Genomic DNA, 16,575 nt, shown 5'->3' on the forward strand with positions numbered 1-16,575 from the left:
TCACCAGCACTGATTTCTACATATAACTACGCCTTGTTGCTAGTCGCAGGCGACTACCTGCCAAGTCTAGGTTATACTGCGAAATCACCCGTGCTGGTTCACGCTCTAAACGCGTTCAGGGGCACTGACTTCTCACCTAACTACGAATTATTCATAAGCGAAGTGCGCTTATTTCATAATTCTAGGTTAGTGCTCGAAGTCAAAATCGTGTCCCTTCACGCTCTGGTTCTAAAACGCGTTCCAAAAGACTGATTTTTGTGCTTAGCTACGTCTAACTTGTAAGCGAAGTCCGCTCACGGCGTTAGCCTAGGCTATGCTCAAAATCAACCCGTCTTTTGTCACGCTCTACTTAATAAAAAAAAGGATGGTTTACGATTATGACAAACGAAGAGATTTTTACTAAGGTTCAAGAGATTATTGCGGATCAATTAGATAAAGAGACTGAAGAAGTTAAGATGGATTCTAATTTCAAGAATGATTTTGATGCGGATAGTTTAGATATTTTTGAAATTATCAATGAAATTGAAGATGAATTTGATGTGAAGATCGAGGCTGAAGAGGGTATCGATACGGTTAAAGATTTGGTTGAATTCGTGGAAAAAGAAGCCTAATTAAGGAGCTTAAAAATAATGAAAGCAACGGCCTTTTTTGAAACACTTGGTATTCGTTATCCGATCATTCAAGGTGGGATGGCTTGGGTGGCTGATGGTGCTTTGGCGGCTGCCGTTTCTAACGGTGGTGGTTTGGGGATTATCGGTGCCGGCAATGCCCCTGGTGAAGTTGTCGCAGAACAGATTCGCGTGGCGCGTTCTTTAACAGATCGGCCTTTTGGGGTGAACGTGATGTTGATGTCCCCCTTTGTTGAAGAGGTTATGGCAGAGGTTTTGAAGGCCCATGTGCCAGTAGTTACAACGGGTGCTGGGAATCCTGGAAAATATATTGATGATTTAAAAGCAGCTGGCAGTAAGGTTGTTCCGGTTATTCCATCTGTGGCTTTAGCTAGAATGATGGCACGAACGGGGGCTGATGCAGTTGTGGCTGAGGGTATGGAGTCAGGGGGTCATATTGGCCAATTGACAACGATGGCTTTAGTTCCGCAAGTTGCAGATGCTGTAGATATTCCAGTTTTTGCGGCTGGTGGGATTGGTGATGGTCGTGGTATTGCGGCAGCCTTTATGTTAGGTGCAGCTGGTGTTCAGATGGGGACGCGCTTTTTAGCGGCCACTGAAACTAATATTCACGAAAATTATAAAAAAGCAGTTGTTAAAGCAAAAGATATTGATACGCAAATTACAGGACAATATGCCGGTTCACCGGTACGTGTTTTGAAAAATAAGATGAGTAAAGAATTTTTACGGTTAGAAAAAGCAGAAGCTTATAAACCAGAACCTGATTTTGCAAAATTGGATGAGTTGGGCAATGGCAGTTTGCGCCGGGCAGTTCAAGAAGGCGATAAGGCCACCGGCTCCTTTATGGCTGGCGAAATTGCGGGCTTGGTTAAAGCGGTACAGCCGGCTGCTGAAATTATTCAAGAATTAGTTCAAGAAACAGATGCTTTATTGCAAAATACTGGGAGATTTATCTGATGAAATTAGCGTATTTATTTTCAGGTCAAGGCGCCCAATATGTAAATATGGGGCAAGATCTTTATGACAATGCGGCCACTTATCGGCAATTAATTGATACGGCCAGTGAGGTTTGCGGTTTTGATATTCAAGCCAAAACCCATGAACCGGCGGCTTTGGATAACACGGCTTTATTACAGCCAATGATTGTTGCGATGAGCTATAGCATTCATGCGCTTTTAAAGGCGCAAGATTTGCCAACTCCTGTTGCGCATCTGGGGTTAAGTTTAGGTGAGTACAGTGCATTAATGGCGGCTGGTGCTGTGGATTTTGAAACTGGGATTGATTTGGTCACTAAACGCGGCGCATTGATGCAAACAGCCAGTGCCCAAACTAAAGGTAAGATGGTCGCGGTAATGACTAAAGATCAACAGCAAGTGCAAGAGATCTGCAGTACGGTTACCGATCGGGGCTATGTCCAGATTGCCAACGAAAATACTAGTAAACAAGTGGTTATTGGCGGTGAAATACCTGCTGTAGAACGTGCGCAGCAATTATTAGATGCGGCTGGTTTTAAGACAATTCCGTTAAAAGTAGCAGGGGCATTTCATACACCTTTGATGACTTATGCGGCGGCGAATTTAGCGGCTGATCTGCGGCAGACGGTTTTTGAAGAACCCGCTGTTATGACGCTCAGTAATACAACGGTGACACCATTTACGCATGTAAATACGGCTGAAACATTGATAGATCAAATTACAAATCCGACACATTTTTCTAAATGTTTACAAAAACTAGGGGATTTGGGTGTTGATACGTTAGTAGAAGTTGGGCCAGGCCATACGTTAACCGGGTTTGCCCGCAAGACTTTGAAGGGTCTCAAAACTTATCATGTTGAAGATCGGGCGACTTTATTAACTACGGTACAAGCCTTACAAGAAGAGGTGTCATCATGAATTTAATGGATCAAGTGGTATTAATCACCGGGAGTTCTCGAGGCATCGGTTTGGCGATCGCGCAAGCTTTTGCCGCAAAAGGGGCTCAAGTTATTTTGAATAGCCGGCATGAAATTGCGCCTGAAGTTTTAGCTGAATTTTCAGGGAGCCATTGCCCCGTACAAACCGCAATTGGCGATATTAGTGATAGCGCAGCGGCAGCAGCTTTGGTTCAATCTATCAAAAAAAATTACGGTCACTTAGACTGTCTGGTGAATAATGCGGGCATTACCGACGATAAATTATTATTACGGATGACCCACGAAGATTTTATGAAAGTGATTAATACAAATCTGGTGGGGGCGTTTAATATGCTGCAACCTACTTTAAAAGTGATGTATAAACAAAAATCAGGCAATATTATTAACTTGGCCAGTGTCGTTGGCCTCACGGGTAATATTGGCCAAGCCAATTATGCGGCGGCAAAAGCAGGGATTTTAGGTTTAACTAAAACGGCGGCTTTAGAAGGCGCATTACGCGGCATTCGTTGCAATGCCATTGCACCAGGGATGGTAAATACAGCCATGACGGCGGAATTGAGCGATAAAGTTCAAGCAGAACTAACCGCTCGAATTCCGTTAAAACGCGCTGCTGAGCCAGCAGAAATTGCCCATGCGGCCATTTTTTTAGCTGAAAATGACTATGTTACAGGGCAAACATTGGCTGTCGACGGCGGCATGGTTATGCGGTAAGACTTAGTAAAAAAAGAAGCGGAGGAATTAGTTTGCGTAGAGTTGTTGTTACAGGTATTGGCGCAATCACGCCGATTGGCAATGACGCCAAGACTTTTTTAGAAAATGTAGATGCTCAAAAAATTGGCGCTGGGCCAATCACAAAATTTGACGCTTCTGACTTGAATGTCAGCTTAACCGGAGAAGTTAAAGATTTTGAACCCACCAAGCGTTTAAATAAAAAAGATACAAAACGGATGGATATTTTTTGCCAGTATGGCTTGTATTCAGCTGTAGAAGCGATGACTGATGCTGGTTTTTCAGAGGATGAACCTACCGATAAAATTGTGGCGCCGGAACGTTTAGGCGTGCTATTTGGATCAGGAATCGGCGGTATCACCACCACAACGGAACAAGCCATCAAGATGCACACAAAAGGTGTGGATCGCATTTCACCGATGTTTATTCCAGAAGTGATTGCCAATATGGCCGCGGGTAATATTGCGATTCGTTATCAAGCTAAAAATATGTGTCAATGTATTGTGACGGCTTGTTCTTCTTCAACGGATGCCATTGGTCAGGCTTTTCATCATATTCAAGCTGACCGGGCCGATATGATGATTGCCGGTGGTGCTGAAGCCGCCAATATGGCGATGGGTGTCGGTGGCTTTGCGGCTTTAACGGCCATTACAAAAGCCGATGACCCTACTCGAGCTTCTATTCCGTTTGATGAAGATCGAGCTGGTTTCTTATTGTCTGAAGGGGCTGGCACAGTGATCTTGGAAGATATGGGCCATGCGTTAGCGCGTGGGGCTAAAATCTATGGCGAAATTGTCGGTTATGGCAGTATGTGTGACGCCTATCATATGACTTCCCCAGATCCTACCGGTGCTGGTGCTTATAACGCTATGAACGAAGCAGTTCGTGAAGCAGATATTACCCCAGCGCAAGTGGGTTATATTAATGCCCATGGGACGAGTACAAAGGCCAATGATGCCATGGAAGCTAAGGCAATTCAAAGATTATTTGGTGCCGATTCACAAGTCCTTGTCAGCTCCACAAAGGGCATGACCGGACATCTATTGGGGGCTGCCGGCGCCATTGAAGCGATTATTACATTAAAAGCGCTGCAAAGTGGCCAATTACCAATTAATGTTGGTGTCAAAAATCAAGACGCAGCGTGTCCCGTAACTTTAGTTTCAGCAGAAAATCAAACTCAAACCATTGATTATGCCTTGAGCAACTCTTTTGGTTTCGGGGGTCATGATGCTGTTTTAGCACTAAAGAAATGGCGTGGGGTATAGTAATGGATCAAGAAACATTATTTAAATTATTAGCGGCTTTTGATGCGTCCAGTGTTAAGGAAATGGCAGTGGATTTTGAAGGTGCCCATGTGTACCTCAATAAAAATGATATTGCCCGTAAAGAACCGCAAGTGACAGTGCCGACCAAAACCACCGCAACGATGGATGAGACACCGATAAGTGCTGTTGCAAAATCGGCACCTGAGCAACCGTCTGCTGAAACAGCACCTGAAACAACAGCAAATGATGTTGTTAAAGCGCAGATGGTAGGGGTTGTTTATCTACAACCAGCACCTGAAAAGGACAATTATGTTCATGTCGGGGATCATGTGAAAAAAGGCCAAACGGTGTGTGTAATTGAAGCAATGAAGATGCTCACAGAAGTTAAAAGTGAATTCACCGGCGTAATTGTCAGCATTAATGTGAACAATGAAGAAATGGTGGATTATGATCAGCCGTTGATGACCATTCAAACAGACTAAGACGACAAACTTATGAAATGAGGTGTCTTTATGGCAGATGCAGCAGTGGATATTTTAAAAATTTTGCCCCATCGTTATCCGATGTTATTAATTGATAAAGTAATTGACGTCGTACCTGGGCAGCAATGTCATGCCCTTAAAAATGTGACCAATAACGAGGCCGTTGTTCAAGATTATAGCGATCAAAAACCGCGTTACCCACAAACATTGATGGTTGAGTCCATGGCGCAAGCCGGTGCAGTCGCTTTATTAACCTTGCCAGAATTTGCGGGTCATTTAGCGTTTTTTGGCGGGATCGATCAAGCAACTTTTAATGGCTGGGCTTACCCTGGGGATATTTTAGATATTCAAGTCGAGATCACCAAGCTACGACAAAATGCAGGCGTTGGTGTTGGGCATATATTTGTGGCTGATCAAGAGATTTGTCAAGCCACCTTAACGTTCTTAGTGTCCCCAAAGGAGGCCTGAAATGTACCGAAAAGTACTTGTTGCCAATCGGGGTGAAATCGCAGTACGGGTAATCCGTGTTTTAAAAGAATTAGGAATTCGTTCCGTTGCGATTTATTCAGAAGCAGATGCCAATAGTTTGCATGTCAAGTTGGCGGACGAAGCCGTCTGTGTTGGCGGCCCCATGCCAGTGGCTTCTTATTTGAATGAACGTAATATTTTGTCAGCAGCTGTGTTAACGGGTGCCGAAGCCATTCATCCCGGATTTGGTTTTTTATCGGAAAGCAGTGAATTTGCGCAGATGTGCGGGGAATGCCACATTGACTTTATTGGGCCAACGCCTGAAACCATTGCCTTAATGGGCGATAAAGCCAAGGCTCGGCAGACGATGCACGCGCATGACATTCCAGTAATTCCCGGCAGTATCGGGACCGTAGCAACCTTGGCTGAAGCGGCAAAAATTGCTGAAACAGCCGGCTATCCCGTCTTGTTAAAAGCGGCAGCTGGCGGTGGCGGTAAAGGTATCCGTCGGGTGAATTCTAAAGAAGAATTAACCACCGCTTTTCAAGATGCGACCCGTGAAGCCAAGGGCGCCTTTAATGACAGTGCTATGTACTTAGAAAAAATTATTGCGCCGGCCAAACATGTGGAAGTGCAGATTTTTCGAGATCAATTTGGAAACGGCGTCTATTTTCCAGAACGAGATTGTTCGCTGCAACGGAATCATCAAAAGGTTTTGGAAGAAACCCCTTGCCCGGTTTTGACCCCTGAAGAACGCACCTATTTAGGACAGACGGCATTAAAAGCAGCAGAGGCCATTGATTATAAGAATACGGGGACGGTTGAATTTTTAATGGATCAGGCCCATCATTTTTATTTCATGGAAATGAACACCCGAATTCAAGTGGAGCATCCGATTACAGAAATGGTTACCGGCGTTGATTTAGTAAAAGCTCAAATCTTAGTGGCGGCCGGCCAAAACCTTCCTTTTATGCAGGCTGATGTGGCTTTAAACGGCTATGCCTTAGAATGCCGGATTAATGCGGAAGATCCTGAAAATAACTTTCGACCATCTGCTGGGCATATTGATTATTTATATTTGCCTACCGGTGGTGTAGGGATTCGAATTGACAGCGGTGTGTATTCTGGCGGCGACGTTTCGCCGTATTATGATTCAATGATTGCCAAGTTGATTACCCATGGGCAAACACGCCTAGAAGCCATTGCCCGCATGCGCCGTATTTTGGAGGAATTAGATTTAGAAGGGATTCATTCAAATAGCGATTTTCAGCGGGCGCTGTTAGATGATCCTAATTACCTAACCGGGAAAACAAATAATAGTTACATCGAACGGTATTTTTTGAAAAATTATCTCAAAGAACGCGTGAATAAGGAGGCGCATCATGTATCTCTTCAAGAAAAATTCATACGTTGAAACCCATCCAAGACGGCAACCGGAAAAACAATTTAAACAACAAGTGCCTGACAATATGTTTATCCAATGTCCTTATTGTAAGCGGGGGTTTTATTACCGTAACTTCGGTACACTGCGGGTCTGCCCGGATTGTGGTTACGGTCTGCGGCTGAAAGCGACAGAACGCCTTAATTTATTAACGGCGGATTATACCCCTTGGGATGAAGATCTACAAACAACCGATCCTCTAGATTTTCCGGGCTATCCGGAAAAACTCCGAAAAGCTCAGGCCGCAACAAAATTAAATGACTCAATTTGGACGGGGATTGCGCGGATTAGAGGTTTAGAAATCGCTTTAGGTATTATGGATTCCAACTTTATTATGGGCAGTTTAGGCACTGTAACGGGTGAAAAAATTACCCGATTATTCGAACGGGCAATCGAACAGAAATTACCCGTTGTATTATTTACAGCTTCTGGCGGAGCCCGGATGCAAGAAGGCATGCCTGCCTTAATGCAAATGGCCAAAATTTCTCAAGCAGTGGCCCGTCACAGTGAAGCCGGGCTGTTTTACATGCCGATTTTGACAGATCCGACAACGGGTGGTGTCACGGCAAGTTTTGCCATGCAAGGGGATATCATTGCAGCAGAACCCCATACTTTAGTGGGCTTTGCTGGTCGCCGGGTCATTGAACAAACCATTAATAAGGCGTTACCTGAAGATTTCCAAAGTGGGGAACAACTGCAAAAAAATGGGTTTGTGGATAAAATTGTACCGCGCTCAGAGTTAAGTGATTTCATTGCACAAGTGGTTAGTTTGAATCAATAGAAGTGGGGTAAAGAAATGGCTCAGAAAAGTAAAGCGGCTGCGGCAGTGGTCAAAGCAGCTCGTAGTGCAGATAAAATCAGTACCCGGGCATTGATCAACGGTTTGGTCACAGACTTTGTTGAACTCCACGGTGATCGCAGTTCGGGGGATGATCCAGCAATTGTTGGGGGTATCGGTTATTTGGGAACCCGACCAGTGACGATTATTGCCACCCAAAAAGGGGAAACTGTTGAAGAAAAAATTGCGACACATAACGGCGATCCAGAACCGCAAGGCTATCGAAAAGCACTGCGGTTAATGGCACAAGCAGCTAAATTCAAGCGGCCGGTCATTACGCTAATTAATACCGCCGGTGCTTATCCGGGTGCCGATGCCGAACAGCATGGGCAAGGTGAAGCGATTGCAGCTTTATTGGAAGCTTCTTATCAGCTCAAAGTGCCGTTTATTGCAACAATTTTTGGTGAAGGCGGTAGTGGTGGTGCCTTAGCTTTAGCTTGTGCCGATGAAGTTTGGATGTTTGAAAACAGTATTTATTCTGTGCTTTCACCAGAGGGCTTCGCCTCGATTCTTTGGAAAGACAGCGGTCGTGCTGATGAAGCAGCGGGGTTAATGAAATTGACGCCTAGTGATCTTTTAAGCTTAAAAATTATTGATCAAGTCATTTCAGAACCGAGCAATCAAGATAAGCTCGTTAAAAATCTAAAGAAAAAATTGATATTAAAAGTCGCTGAATTGAATCAATTAGCGCCTGAGCAATTAATTGAAAAACGTTTAGCCCGATTCCGGAAGTTCTAAAAGAAACGAGGGAAGATTATGGAGACACATTATGATGTTGTCGTTTTAGGTGGTGGTGTCGGTGGTTATACTGCCGCAATTCAAGCTGCCAAGCACCATTTAAAAGTCGCTTTAGTAGAAGCGCAACTTTTGGGGGGTGTTTGTTTAAACCAAGGCTGTATTCCGACAAAGGCTTATTTGAAGAGTGCAGAGGTCTTACGAACGATCCAAAAAAGTGCTGATTTTGGCCTGGAGGACGTCACGCAGACACCAACAGTTGCTTTTCAAAAAGTTTTTGAACGTAAAGAAGCGATTGTTAAACGGTTGCGTCAAGGGGTCACCTATTTGATGCAAAAAAATAAAATCACGGTTTATCCAGGTTATGGTCAGTTAATTGGGCCCAATGCCTTAACGGTGAAACAAGCCGAACAAACGGTGCCTTTAAACTTTAAAACATTGATTTTAGCAACGGGTTCTACGCCTAAGACACTAGATAAAGTCGTGATTGATGATCAAAAAATCTTAACCTCTGAATCAATGCTGCAGCAAACGACCTTGCCGAAACGGCTAACCATCATTGGTGGTGGTGCAATTGGCTTAGAATGGGCTTCTTTACTACACGATCTAGGGACAGAAGTTCAAGTTTTGGAATACGCAGACCATTTATTAGGCCAAGAAACAGCTGCTGCCGGTCAATTTTTGAAGCAGACATTAACCAAACGTGGTATTAAAATTCAGACGGCTGCCAGTGTGACAGCTGCTGAACTGGTGGATGATCAAGTGCAAGTGACTTATCTACTAGACGGTCAAACAAAAACCGTCATGAGTGATCAAGTTTTGGTCGCTGTAGGCCGTCAAGCACAAACTAGTGGGATGGGCTTAGCGGAACAAGGCATTTTATTACAGCCCAACGGCACGATTGCAGTGGATGAAAATTATCAAACAAATCAAAGTCAGATTTTTGCGGTGGGCGACTGTATTGATACGTTACAATTAGCCCATGTCGCTATGGCTGAGGGGATTCATGCGGCTGACTTCATTGCAAAACAGCCGGTTGAACCGCTGGATTATGCAGGGGTACCGCGCTGTATTTATACTTATCCAGAAGTGGCCGTTGCGGGGGCCAGCACCATCGACCAGCAACAACACCCCCATACAAAAGTCGGTACCTTCCCTTACAGTGCCAACGGGAAGGCAATTATTGAAGGGGAAACAACCGGTCAGATTCAAGTGACCATCGATACGGACACCGATGATGTTTTGCAAGTATTAATGATCGGCACCCATGCCACCGATATGATTGCAGAAGCCAGTTTAGGCCTTTATTTGAATGTATCCGCTGCAGAAATTGGGGCAGCTGTGCATCCACATCCAACTTTATCAGAGACCGTCCGTCAAGCCGCATTAGCTGCTAAAGACTGGGCGACCGATATTTAATTTAAGAATAAAACGGCTGTTAAATCAAAAAGACGAGAGACTAAAACGCCAAACGTTGGCCTCTTAACAAAGGAGTACAGTGATCATGACACAAAAACTGCTGGCAAGTGGTTTAGACAAAGTAACTTTACAGCAAGTCTATACACAAATTTTACGTTCTCGACGTCTAGATGAACGCTTAGGGCTTTTACAACGGACAGGAAAAACATCTTTTAATGTCTCTGGTCAAGGACAAGAGATTGGCCAAGCCGCTATGGCGATGGCTTTTGAACCGGAAAAAGATTATTTTTTACCTTATTACCGAGATATGACGGCCTTTATGTTTTGGGGAGCCACACCTAAAGAGATTTTGTTAGATTCTTTTGGGCGAGCTGCTGGACCATCGTCTCATGGGATGCAGATGCCAAATCACTATGGTTCTAAAAAATTGCATGCCGTTTCGCAGGCTTCTACTGTTTCCAGCCAATTTCCATTAGCCACCGGCGTCGCTTACGGCGCTGTTTTGGATCAAAGTGACCGCTTAACACTGGTTACAACTGGGGAAGGCTCGACGGCTGAAGGCGAGTTTCATGAAGCGTTGAACTTTGCAGGCGTTGCTCAGTTACCGGTTATTTTTGTAATTGAAAATAATGGGTATGCCATTTCAACACCGGATAAAGAAGAATTTGCAGCTCATAGTTTGGCCGATCGTGGTGCTGGCTACGGGATGCCGGGCATAGATGTGGATGGCCTAGATTTCACGGCGACTTATTTAGCTTTCAAAGAAGCGGTTACCCGAGCTAGAGCCGGTGAAGGCCCAACGTTAGTTAATTTAAATGTCATTCGGCTGTTAGACCATACTAGTGACGACAATCAGCGGATTTATCGTTCTGAAGCAGAATTAAAAGCGTTGCAGGCTAAGGATCCATTAAAGACGTTGACGGCGCAAGTGATCGCGGAAGGTATCTTCACCGAAGCCGAGATTGCCACGTTAGAACAACAGTTGAAAAAAGAAATCAATCTGGCAACGGACCAGGCAGAAGCAGCGCCAGCCCCAGATTTGAGCGTTTTAGGGCAACAAGTTTTTGCCCCTGTTGAAAAGGAGACCGGTATCTATGGCTAAAATTGATTATCTAGAAGCATTGCATCAAGCGCTTGATGAAGAATTGGGCCGGGATCAGCGGCTGACTATTTTTGGAGAAGATGTGGGCGGTGTTAAAGGTGGCGTCTTCAATGTGACCCAAGGCTTAGCTGAAAAATACGGCGACCGCCGCGTGTTTAATATGCCTTTAGGCGAAGCTGAAATTGGAGGCTTGGCCATTGGGTTAGGGACCACCGGCCATCCAGCAGTTGCGGAATTTCAATTTGCCGATTACATATTGCCGGCAACCAATCAAATTATTTCAGAAGCCGCACGCATGCGTTACCGCAGTCAAGGCGATTGGACGGTTCCGGTTGTTTTTAGAGCCCCATATGGTGGCGGTGTAGGCGGTGGTTTTTACCATTCACAATCTACGGAAAAAGTTTTTGTCGGTCAGCCCGGGCTGCGGGTGGTGACGCCTTCTACCGTTCGGGATGCCAAAGGCTTGTTAAAAAGTGCCATCCGGTGTCAAGATCCAGTACTGTTTTATGAGCACAAGCGGCTGTATCACAGTATTAAAGCCGAAATTGATCCAAATGAAGAAATTTTAACCCCGATTGATAAAGCGGCCATTTTACGCTCCGGTACGGATTTAACGGTTATGAGCTATGGCGTGACTTTACAATATGTGCTGCAAGCTGCTGACGAATTAACACAACAAGGGCTTCATACAGAAGTCGTGGATATTCGCTCACTTTATCCACTAGATAAAGCAACCATTATCGCGGCGGCTAAGAAAACTGGTAAAGTTTTATTAGTCAATGAAGATAATCAACAAGGCGGCGTTTTAAGTGAAATTTCAGCAGTAATCAATGAAGGGGCTTTGTTTGATTTAGATGCGCCCATTCAACGCCTAGCTGGCCCAGATAGCCCAGCGATGCCTTATGCCAAAAACTTGGAACAGGCTTTCTTAGTGCAGGCAGACGCTGTGAAACAGGCCATGTTAGATTTAGCTGAATTTTGAATTTCGACAGATAAAAATCTTTTTTAAAGAAAGTGAGACGGCAAACTTATGAAAAAAGAAATGACCATGCCTCGATTAGGCGAAAGTGTCACCGAGGGAACGATTGTCGATTGGTTGGTCAAACCAGGCCAAGAAATCGCAAAATATGATCCAATCTGTGAAGTTCAGACTGTAAAGGTTATCGCCGAAGTGCCCGCAAGTTTTGACGGCACGATCGTTGATATTTTAGCTAAAAATGGGGATACGGTGGCGGTTGGCGCACCAATTGCCACGATTGAAGTGGCTGCTGAAGCAGAATCGACCCTTGATAGCACTGAACCCGCAGCAGCCCCAGCGCAATCCAGTACTTCAAAGACGCCGGTAACTGTGTCCGCAGTCCCAGCACCGACTGCACCAGAAGGCCCTAGATTTTCACCAGCGGTGGCCACGTTATTAGCGCACCATCAATTAAATGCAGCGGATATTCCAGCCACTGGGCATCAAGGACGGTTAACCCGTAAAGATGTTGAGAAATATTTGGCACAGCCGCAACAGCCTAATGTTCAACATCCCGACCAACATCAGCTGGCACCGGCACCAATGGCCACAACCGCTGGAGAATCTATGAGCGCAACGGCTAGCGGAGATACCGTTATTCCTGCCAGCAGTATCCGGCGGGTAATTGCCCAACGCATGAGTTTAAGCAGTTCTGAAATTCCCCATGGCTGGATGATGGTTGAACAAGATGTCACCCGCTTAGTGCAGTTGCGTCAAGCTAAAAAAGCTGAATTTCAACAGCAAGAAGGCTATAAGCTCACTTATTTCCCATTCTTCGTTAAAGCTGTAGCGCAAGCCTTAGTGAAGCATCCGCGGTTGAATAGCTCTTGGCAAGAAGGTCAGATTGTAGTGCATCATGATATAAACTTGTCGATTGCGGTGGCCAAAGATGATGAATTATATGTCCCAGTCATTAAGCATGCGGATCGATTATCCTTAAAAGGGATTGCCGCAGAGATTGACCGCTTAGCGCTGGCGGTACGAAAAGGAACGATTACCGCTGATGAAATGCAAGGCGGCACGTTTACCGTGAATAATACGGGCTCTTTTGGTTCAATTTCATCAATGGGAATCATTAACTATCCGCAAGCAGCGATTATTCAAGTAGAAAGCATCCGTAAAGAACTCAAACCAACACCGGACGGCTTAGGCTTTAAAGTGGCGGATATGGTGAATCTTTCTTTGTCTGTCGATCATCGGTTATTAGATGGTGTTGCTGCAGGCGGCTTTTTAAGAGATGTGAAACAAAACTTAGCTGATTTTGAACCCAGCATGAATTTAAACTAAATAAACGCATTAAAATAAGCGTCGTTTTCAAAGGTTGAAGCTGCAACTTTTGAAAACGACGTTTATTTTTTTGAAGCATGTTTTGATTTTGAATTAAAGTCCGCAAATAAATTATAGCGGGCGTAAAGACAATAGCCAATGGATAAAAGCGAGACGAAGCTGGCTAGTATCAGCCAGACATTGGCTTGAAATGGTGTTTTATCTTCAGACGCTTGAAAGCCTAAAAAGACGATGATCAAATTAACCGCCAACAAAGAAAAACCTAATAAGGAAAAAATCTGTAATGCCTTTTCTACTTTTTTATCATAGCTTTTATAATAATGGGCGAGTGTCTGTAATAAGATTGCTGCGAGGCTCAAAATTAAAATGAAACTGACGGTCAATAATGGTGTGACTAAATTGGCATTGGCTAACAACTGCACCGGCAGTCCCCACTTTCTATTAAAACTTTACCTTAATTATACAAATACTAGCACGGAAACACCAACGGAATTATTAATGTATATTATTCATTCAAATGATTATTTTATGAATATTTATTTAAATACTTGCATTATTTTGTTTAAAGGTGTATATTCATCACATCAACAAAACTAAGGGAGTTTTTAGATATGGCAAATAAAAAAGTAGTATTAGCATATTCAGGCGGTTTAGACACATCAGTTGCAATTCAATGGTTAAAAGATAAAAATTACGATGTTATTGCATGCTGTATTGATGTTGGTGAAGGTAAAGACTTAGAATTCATCAAACAAAAAGCATTGACGGTGGGTGCTGTTGAATCTTATACCTTGGACTGCCAAGATGAATTCGCAGATGAATATGCCTTGATTGCCTTAAAGGCCAATGCATTATATGAAGAAACTTATCCATTAGTTTCCGCATTATCCAGACCATTAATTGTTAAAAAATTAGTTGAAGTTGCCCAAGAAACTGGGGCTCAAGCGATTGCCCATGGCTGTACTGGGAAAGGGAACGATCAAGTCCGTTTTGAAGTTGGGATTCACGCTTTGGCACCAGATATTGAAATTTTAGCTCCAGTACGGGACTGGCACTGGTCTAGAGAAGAAGAAATTGACTACGCTAAAGAACACAACATTCCAATTCCAATTGACTTAGACAGCCCTTATTCCATCGACCAAAACTTATGGGGCCGGGCTAATGAAGCTGGTGTCTTAGAAGATCCTTGGGTAACCCCACCAGCAGATGCTTTTGAATGGACAAGTGCCATCGAAGACACACCAGATACACCAGATATTTTGGAAATTGGTTTTGAACAAGGTAAACCTGTTACATTAAACGGCGAAACTTACCCATTAGCCGAAATGGTTTTAAAACTAAATAAAATTGCGGGTAAACATGGGATTGGCCGGATTGATCATATCGAAAACCGGCTTGTAGGGATTAAGTCTAGAGAAGTTTACGAAGTGCCTGGCGCTGAAGTTTTGATGACAGCCCATCAAGCATTAGAAGACTTAACTTTTGAAAGAGACCTTTGTCATTTTAAACCGCAAATTACGAACCAAATGAGCAATACGATTTATAACGGCTTATGGTTCTCACCATTAATGGAAGCAATGGTTGCCTTTATCGAACAAACTCAAAAAGTGGTCACTGGCACAATTCGGGTGAAATTGTTCAAAGGTAATGTGGTTGTTGAAGGTCGGAAATCACCATATTCTCTATATGACAAAGACTTAGCCACTTACACATCATCTGATACTTTTGACCAACAAGCTTCTGTTGGCTTTATCAAACTTTGGGGCTTACCAACCCAAGTTGCGGCACAAGTGCAACAAAAAGGGGATTTGGAAACTAAAGGCCAAGGTGTGCACTAATGGCAACCACAAAACTTTGGGGCGGCCGTTTTACGGCAGAACCTAGCGAATATGTGCAGAAATTCGGTGCATCCATTGAATTTGATCAATTATTAGCTGAAGAAGATATCCAAGGCTCCCTGGCCCACGTTCAAATGCTGGGGGATCAAGGCATTATCGCTAAAGACGAAATGAGCAGTATTCAAACGGGCTTAAAACAACTGCAAGTTCAACTAGAACAAGGGGATTTAACCTTTTCGATTGACAATGAAGATATTCATTTGAATTTAGAAAAGGCCTTAACGGATCTCATTGGCCCTGTGGCAGGTAAATTGCATACTGCCCGGAGTCGAAATGATCAAGTGGCCCTAGATATGCATTTATACTTGCGTAATCGATTAAATGAGCTGTTGCCTTTAGTTCAGGACTTGCAAAAAACGTTAGTTCAAAAGGCAGAAACAAATGTGGAAACCATCATGCCCGGGTATACCCATTTGCAGCATGCACAACCGATCTCTTATGCCCATTATTTGTTGGCTTACTATAATATGTTCCAAAGAGATTATGAACGGTTGACCTTTAATTTACAGCACACGGATATTTCACCGATTGGGGCGGCCGCTTTAGCTGGGACAACATTCCCGATTGATCGGCAGCAAACCGCAGATTTACTAGATTTTAAGGCACTTTATCACAATAGTTTAGATGCGGTTTCTGATCGAGACTTTATTTTAGAATTTTTAAGTAATGCCGCAATCTTGATGATGCATCTATCCCGGATGTGTGAGGAACTTGTGCTTTGGTCCAGTCAAGAATTTAACTACATTGAATTATCTGATACGTATTCCACGGGTAGTTCAATCATGCCGCAAAAGAAAAATCCCGATATGGCCGAACTGATTCGTGGCAAAACCGGCCGAGTTTACGGTGATTTATTAGGTCTGTTGACCGTAATGAAAGGCCTGCCGTTAGCGTATAACAAAGATTTACAAGAAGACAAAGAAGGTATGTTTGATACCGTGAATACCTTGATGATGTCTTTGAAAGTAATGAAAGGCATGGTCGAAACCTTAACGGTTAAAAAAGAACAGATGAAACATGCTACCGTGCATGATTTCTCAAATGCGACAGAACTTGCCGACTATTTGGCTAAAAAGGGTATTCCTTTTAGACAAGCCCACGAAATTGTGGGGGCAACTGTCCTGAAATGTATTCAGCAAGGTAAGTTCTTAAAGGATATTACATTATCAGAATATCAAGCTATTTCACCGTTAATTGAAGCCGATGTATTTACAGCTTTAGACCCAGTCACTGCCGTTAAAACACGAGACTCCCTTGGTGGTACGGGCTTTGATGAAATTCGCAAAGAATTAGCACAGGCTAAAGCTGATTTACAATTATAGATTTAAAAAACAGTAATCTTTAAGTTTTGC

17 protein-coding genes are annotated in these 16,575 nt (G+C 43.7%); 16 read left to right on the forward strand and 1 reads right to left on the reverse strand.

From position 1 onward, the window contains the following. Positions 1–377 precede the first annotated feature (377 nt). From EKM93_RS06820 to EKM93_RS06885, 14 genes are all read left to right on the forward strand, one after another. Complete coding sequence (locus tag EKM93_RS06820) at positions 378–611, forward strand: acyl carrier protein (protein ID WP_125714329.1); 234 nt, start codon at positions 378–380, stop codon at positions 609–611. Between the two features lie 18 nt (positions 612–629). Beyond that, on the forward strand, positions 630–1,586 hold the full coding sequence (gene fabK / locus EKM93_RS06825; protein ID WP_125714332.1) for an enoyl-[acyl-carrier-protein] reductase FabK: 957 nt from the start codon (positions 630–632) through the stop codon (positions 1,584–1,586). Further along, a complete protein-coding gene (locus tag EKM93_RS06830) occupies positions 1,586–2,521 on the forward strand; it encodes an ACP S-malonyltransferase (RefSeq protein ID WP_125714334.1) in 936 nt (311 codons plus the stop codon). The genes fabK and EKM93_RS06830 overlap by 1 nt, the downstream gene beginning before the upstream one ends. Continuing rightward, the gene (locus EKM93_RS06835; protein WP_125714336.1) at positions 2,518–3,252 is read left to right on the forward strand and encodes a 3-oxoacyl-ACP reductase family protein; all 735 of its coding nucleotides are present in this window, start codon (positions 2,518–2,520) and stop codon (positions 3,250–3,252) included. Before EKM93_RS06830 ends, EKM93_RS06835 begins: the two co-directional genes overlap by 4 nt. A 32-nt stretch (positions 3,253–3,284) precedes the next feature. Beyond that, positions 3,285–4,535, forward strand: coding sequence for a beta-ketoacyl-ACP synthase II (gene fabF / locus EKM93_RS06840; protein ID WP_125714338.1), 1,251 nt, complete (start codon positions 3,285–3,287; stop codon positions 4,533–4,535). A gap of 2 nt (positions 4,536–4,537) precedes the next feature. Beyond that, complete coding sequence (gene accB / locus EKM93_RS06845) at positions 4,538–5,017, forward strand: acetyl-CoA carboxylase biotin carboxyl carrier protein (RefSeq protein ID WP_164507019.1); 480 nt, start codon at positions 4,538–4,540, stop codon at positions 5,015–5,017. A 30-nt stretch (positions 5,018–5,047) separates the two neighbouring features. Further along, positions 5,048–5,485 (forward strand): 3-hydroxyacyl-ACP dehydratase FabZ, encoded by a 438-nt coding sequence (gene fabZ, locus EKM93_RS06850; protein WP_125714342.1) that lies wholly within the window; start codon positions 5,048–5,050, stop codon positions 5,483–5,485. A 1-nt stretch (position 5,486) separates the two neighbouring features. Continuing rightward, positions 5,487–6,899 (forward strand): acetyl-CoA carboxylase biotin carboxylase subunit, encoded by a 1,413-nt coding sequence (gene accC / locus EKM93_RS06855; RefSeq protein WP_125714344.1) that lies wholly within the window; start codon positions 5,487–5,489, stop codon positions 6,897–6,899. After that, complete coding sequence (locus EKM93_RS06860; RefSeq protein ID WP_125714346.1) at positions 6,868–7,707, forward strand: acetyl-CoA carboxylase carboxyltransferase subunit beta; 840 nt, start codon at positions 6,868–6,870, stop codon at positions 7,705–7,707. Before accC ends, EKM93_RS06860 begins: the two co-directional genes overlap by 32 nt. Positions 7,708–7,722: 15 nt before the next feature. Continuing rightward, positions 7,723–8,502 carry a carboxyltransferase subunit alpha gene (accA, locus tag EKM93_RS06865; protein WP_125714348.1) on the forward strand — a complete coding sequence of 260 codons (780 nt, stop codon included), beginning with the start codon at positions 7,723–7,725 and terminating at the stop codon, positions 8,500–8,502. Positions 8,503–8,520: 18 nt separating this feature from the next. Continuing rightward, entirely contained in the window at positions 8,521–9,918 is a 1,398-nt protein-coding gene (lpdA, locus tag EKM93_RS06870; RefSeq protein ID WP_125714350.1) for a dihydrolipoyl dehydrogenase, read from the forward strand. An 85-nt stretch (positions 9,919–10,003) separates the two neighbouring features. Further along, complete coding sequence (locus EKM93_RS06875) at positions 10,004–11,020, forward strand: thiamine pyrophosphate-dependent dehydrogenase E1 component subunit alpha (RefSeq protein ID WP_125714351.1); 1,017 nt, start codon at positions 10,004–10,006, stop codon at positions 11,018–11,020. Further along, the gene (locus tag EKM93_RS06880) at positions 11,013–12,002 is read left to right on the forward strand and encodes an alpha-ketoacid dehydrogenase subunit beta (RefSeq protein WP_125714353.1); all 990 of its coding nucleotides are present in this window, start codon (positions 11,013–11,015) and stop codon (positions 12,000–12,002) included. The genes EKM93_RS06875 and EKM93_RS06880 overlap by 8 nt, the downstream gene beginning before the upstream one ends. Positions 12,003–12,050: 48 nt before the next feature. After that, positions 12,051–13,325 (forward strand): dihydrolipoamide acetyltransferase family protein, encoded by a 1,275-nt coding sequence (locus EKM93_RS06885; RefSeq protein WP_125714355.1) that lies wholly within the window; start codon positions 12,051–12,053, stop codon positions 13,323–13,325. Between the two features lie 62 nt (positions 13,326–13,387). On the opposite strand, the gene EKM93_RS06890 is transcribed toward EKM93_RS06885, so the two are convergent. Then, positions 13,388–13,747 (reverse strand): hypothetical protein, encoded by a 360-nt coding sequence (locus EKM93_RS06890; RefSeq protein WP_125714357.1) that lies wholly within the window; start codon positions 13,745–13,747, stop codon positions 13,388–13,390. 189 nt (positions 13,748–13,936) lie between these two features. Between EKM93_RS06890 and EKM93_RS06895 the strand changes: the two genes are divergently transcribed. Further along, entirely contained in the window at positions 13,937–15,163 is a 1,227-nt protein-coding gene (locus EKM93_RS06895) for an argininosuccinate synthase (RefSeq protein WP_125714359.1), read from the forward strand. After that, on the forward strand, positions 15,163–16,545 hold the full coding sequence (gene argH, locus EKM93_RS06900; protein WP_125714361.1) for an argininosuccinate lyase: 1,383 nt from the start codon (positions 15,163–15,165) through the stop codon (positions 16,543–16,545). Before EKM93_RS06895 ends, argH begins: the two co-directional genes overlap by 1 nt. Positions 16,546–16,575 lie beyond the last annotated feature (30 nt).

It is taken from the genome of Agrilactobacillus yilanensis (genome assembly GCF_003946725.1).
GTDB classification, from domain to species: Bacteria; Bacillota; Bacilli; order Lactobacillales; family Lactobacillaceae; genus Agrilactobacillus; species Agrilactobacillus yilanensis.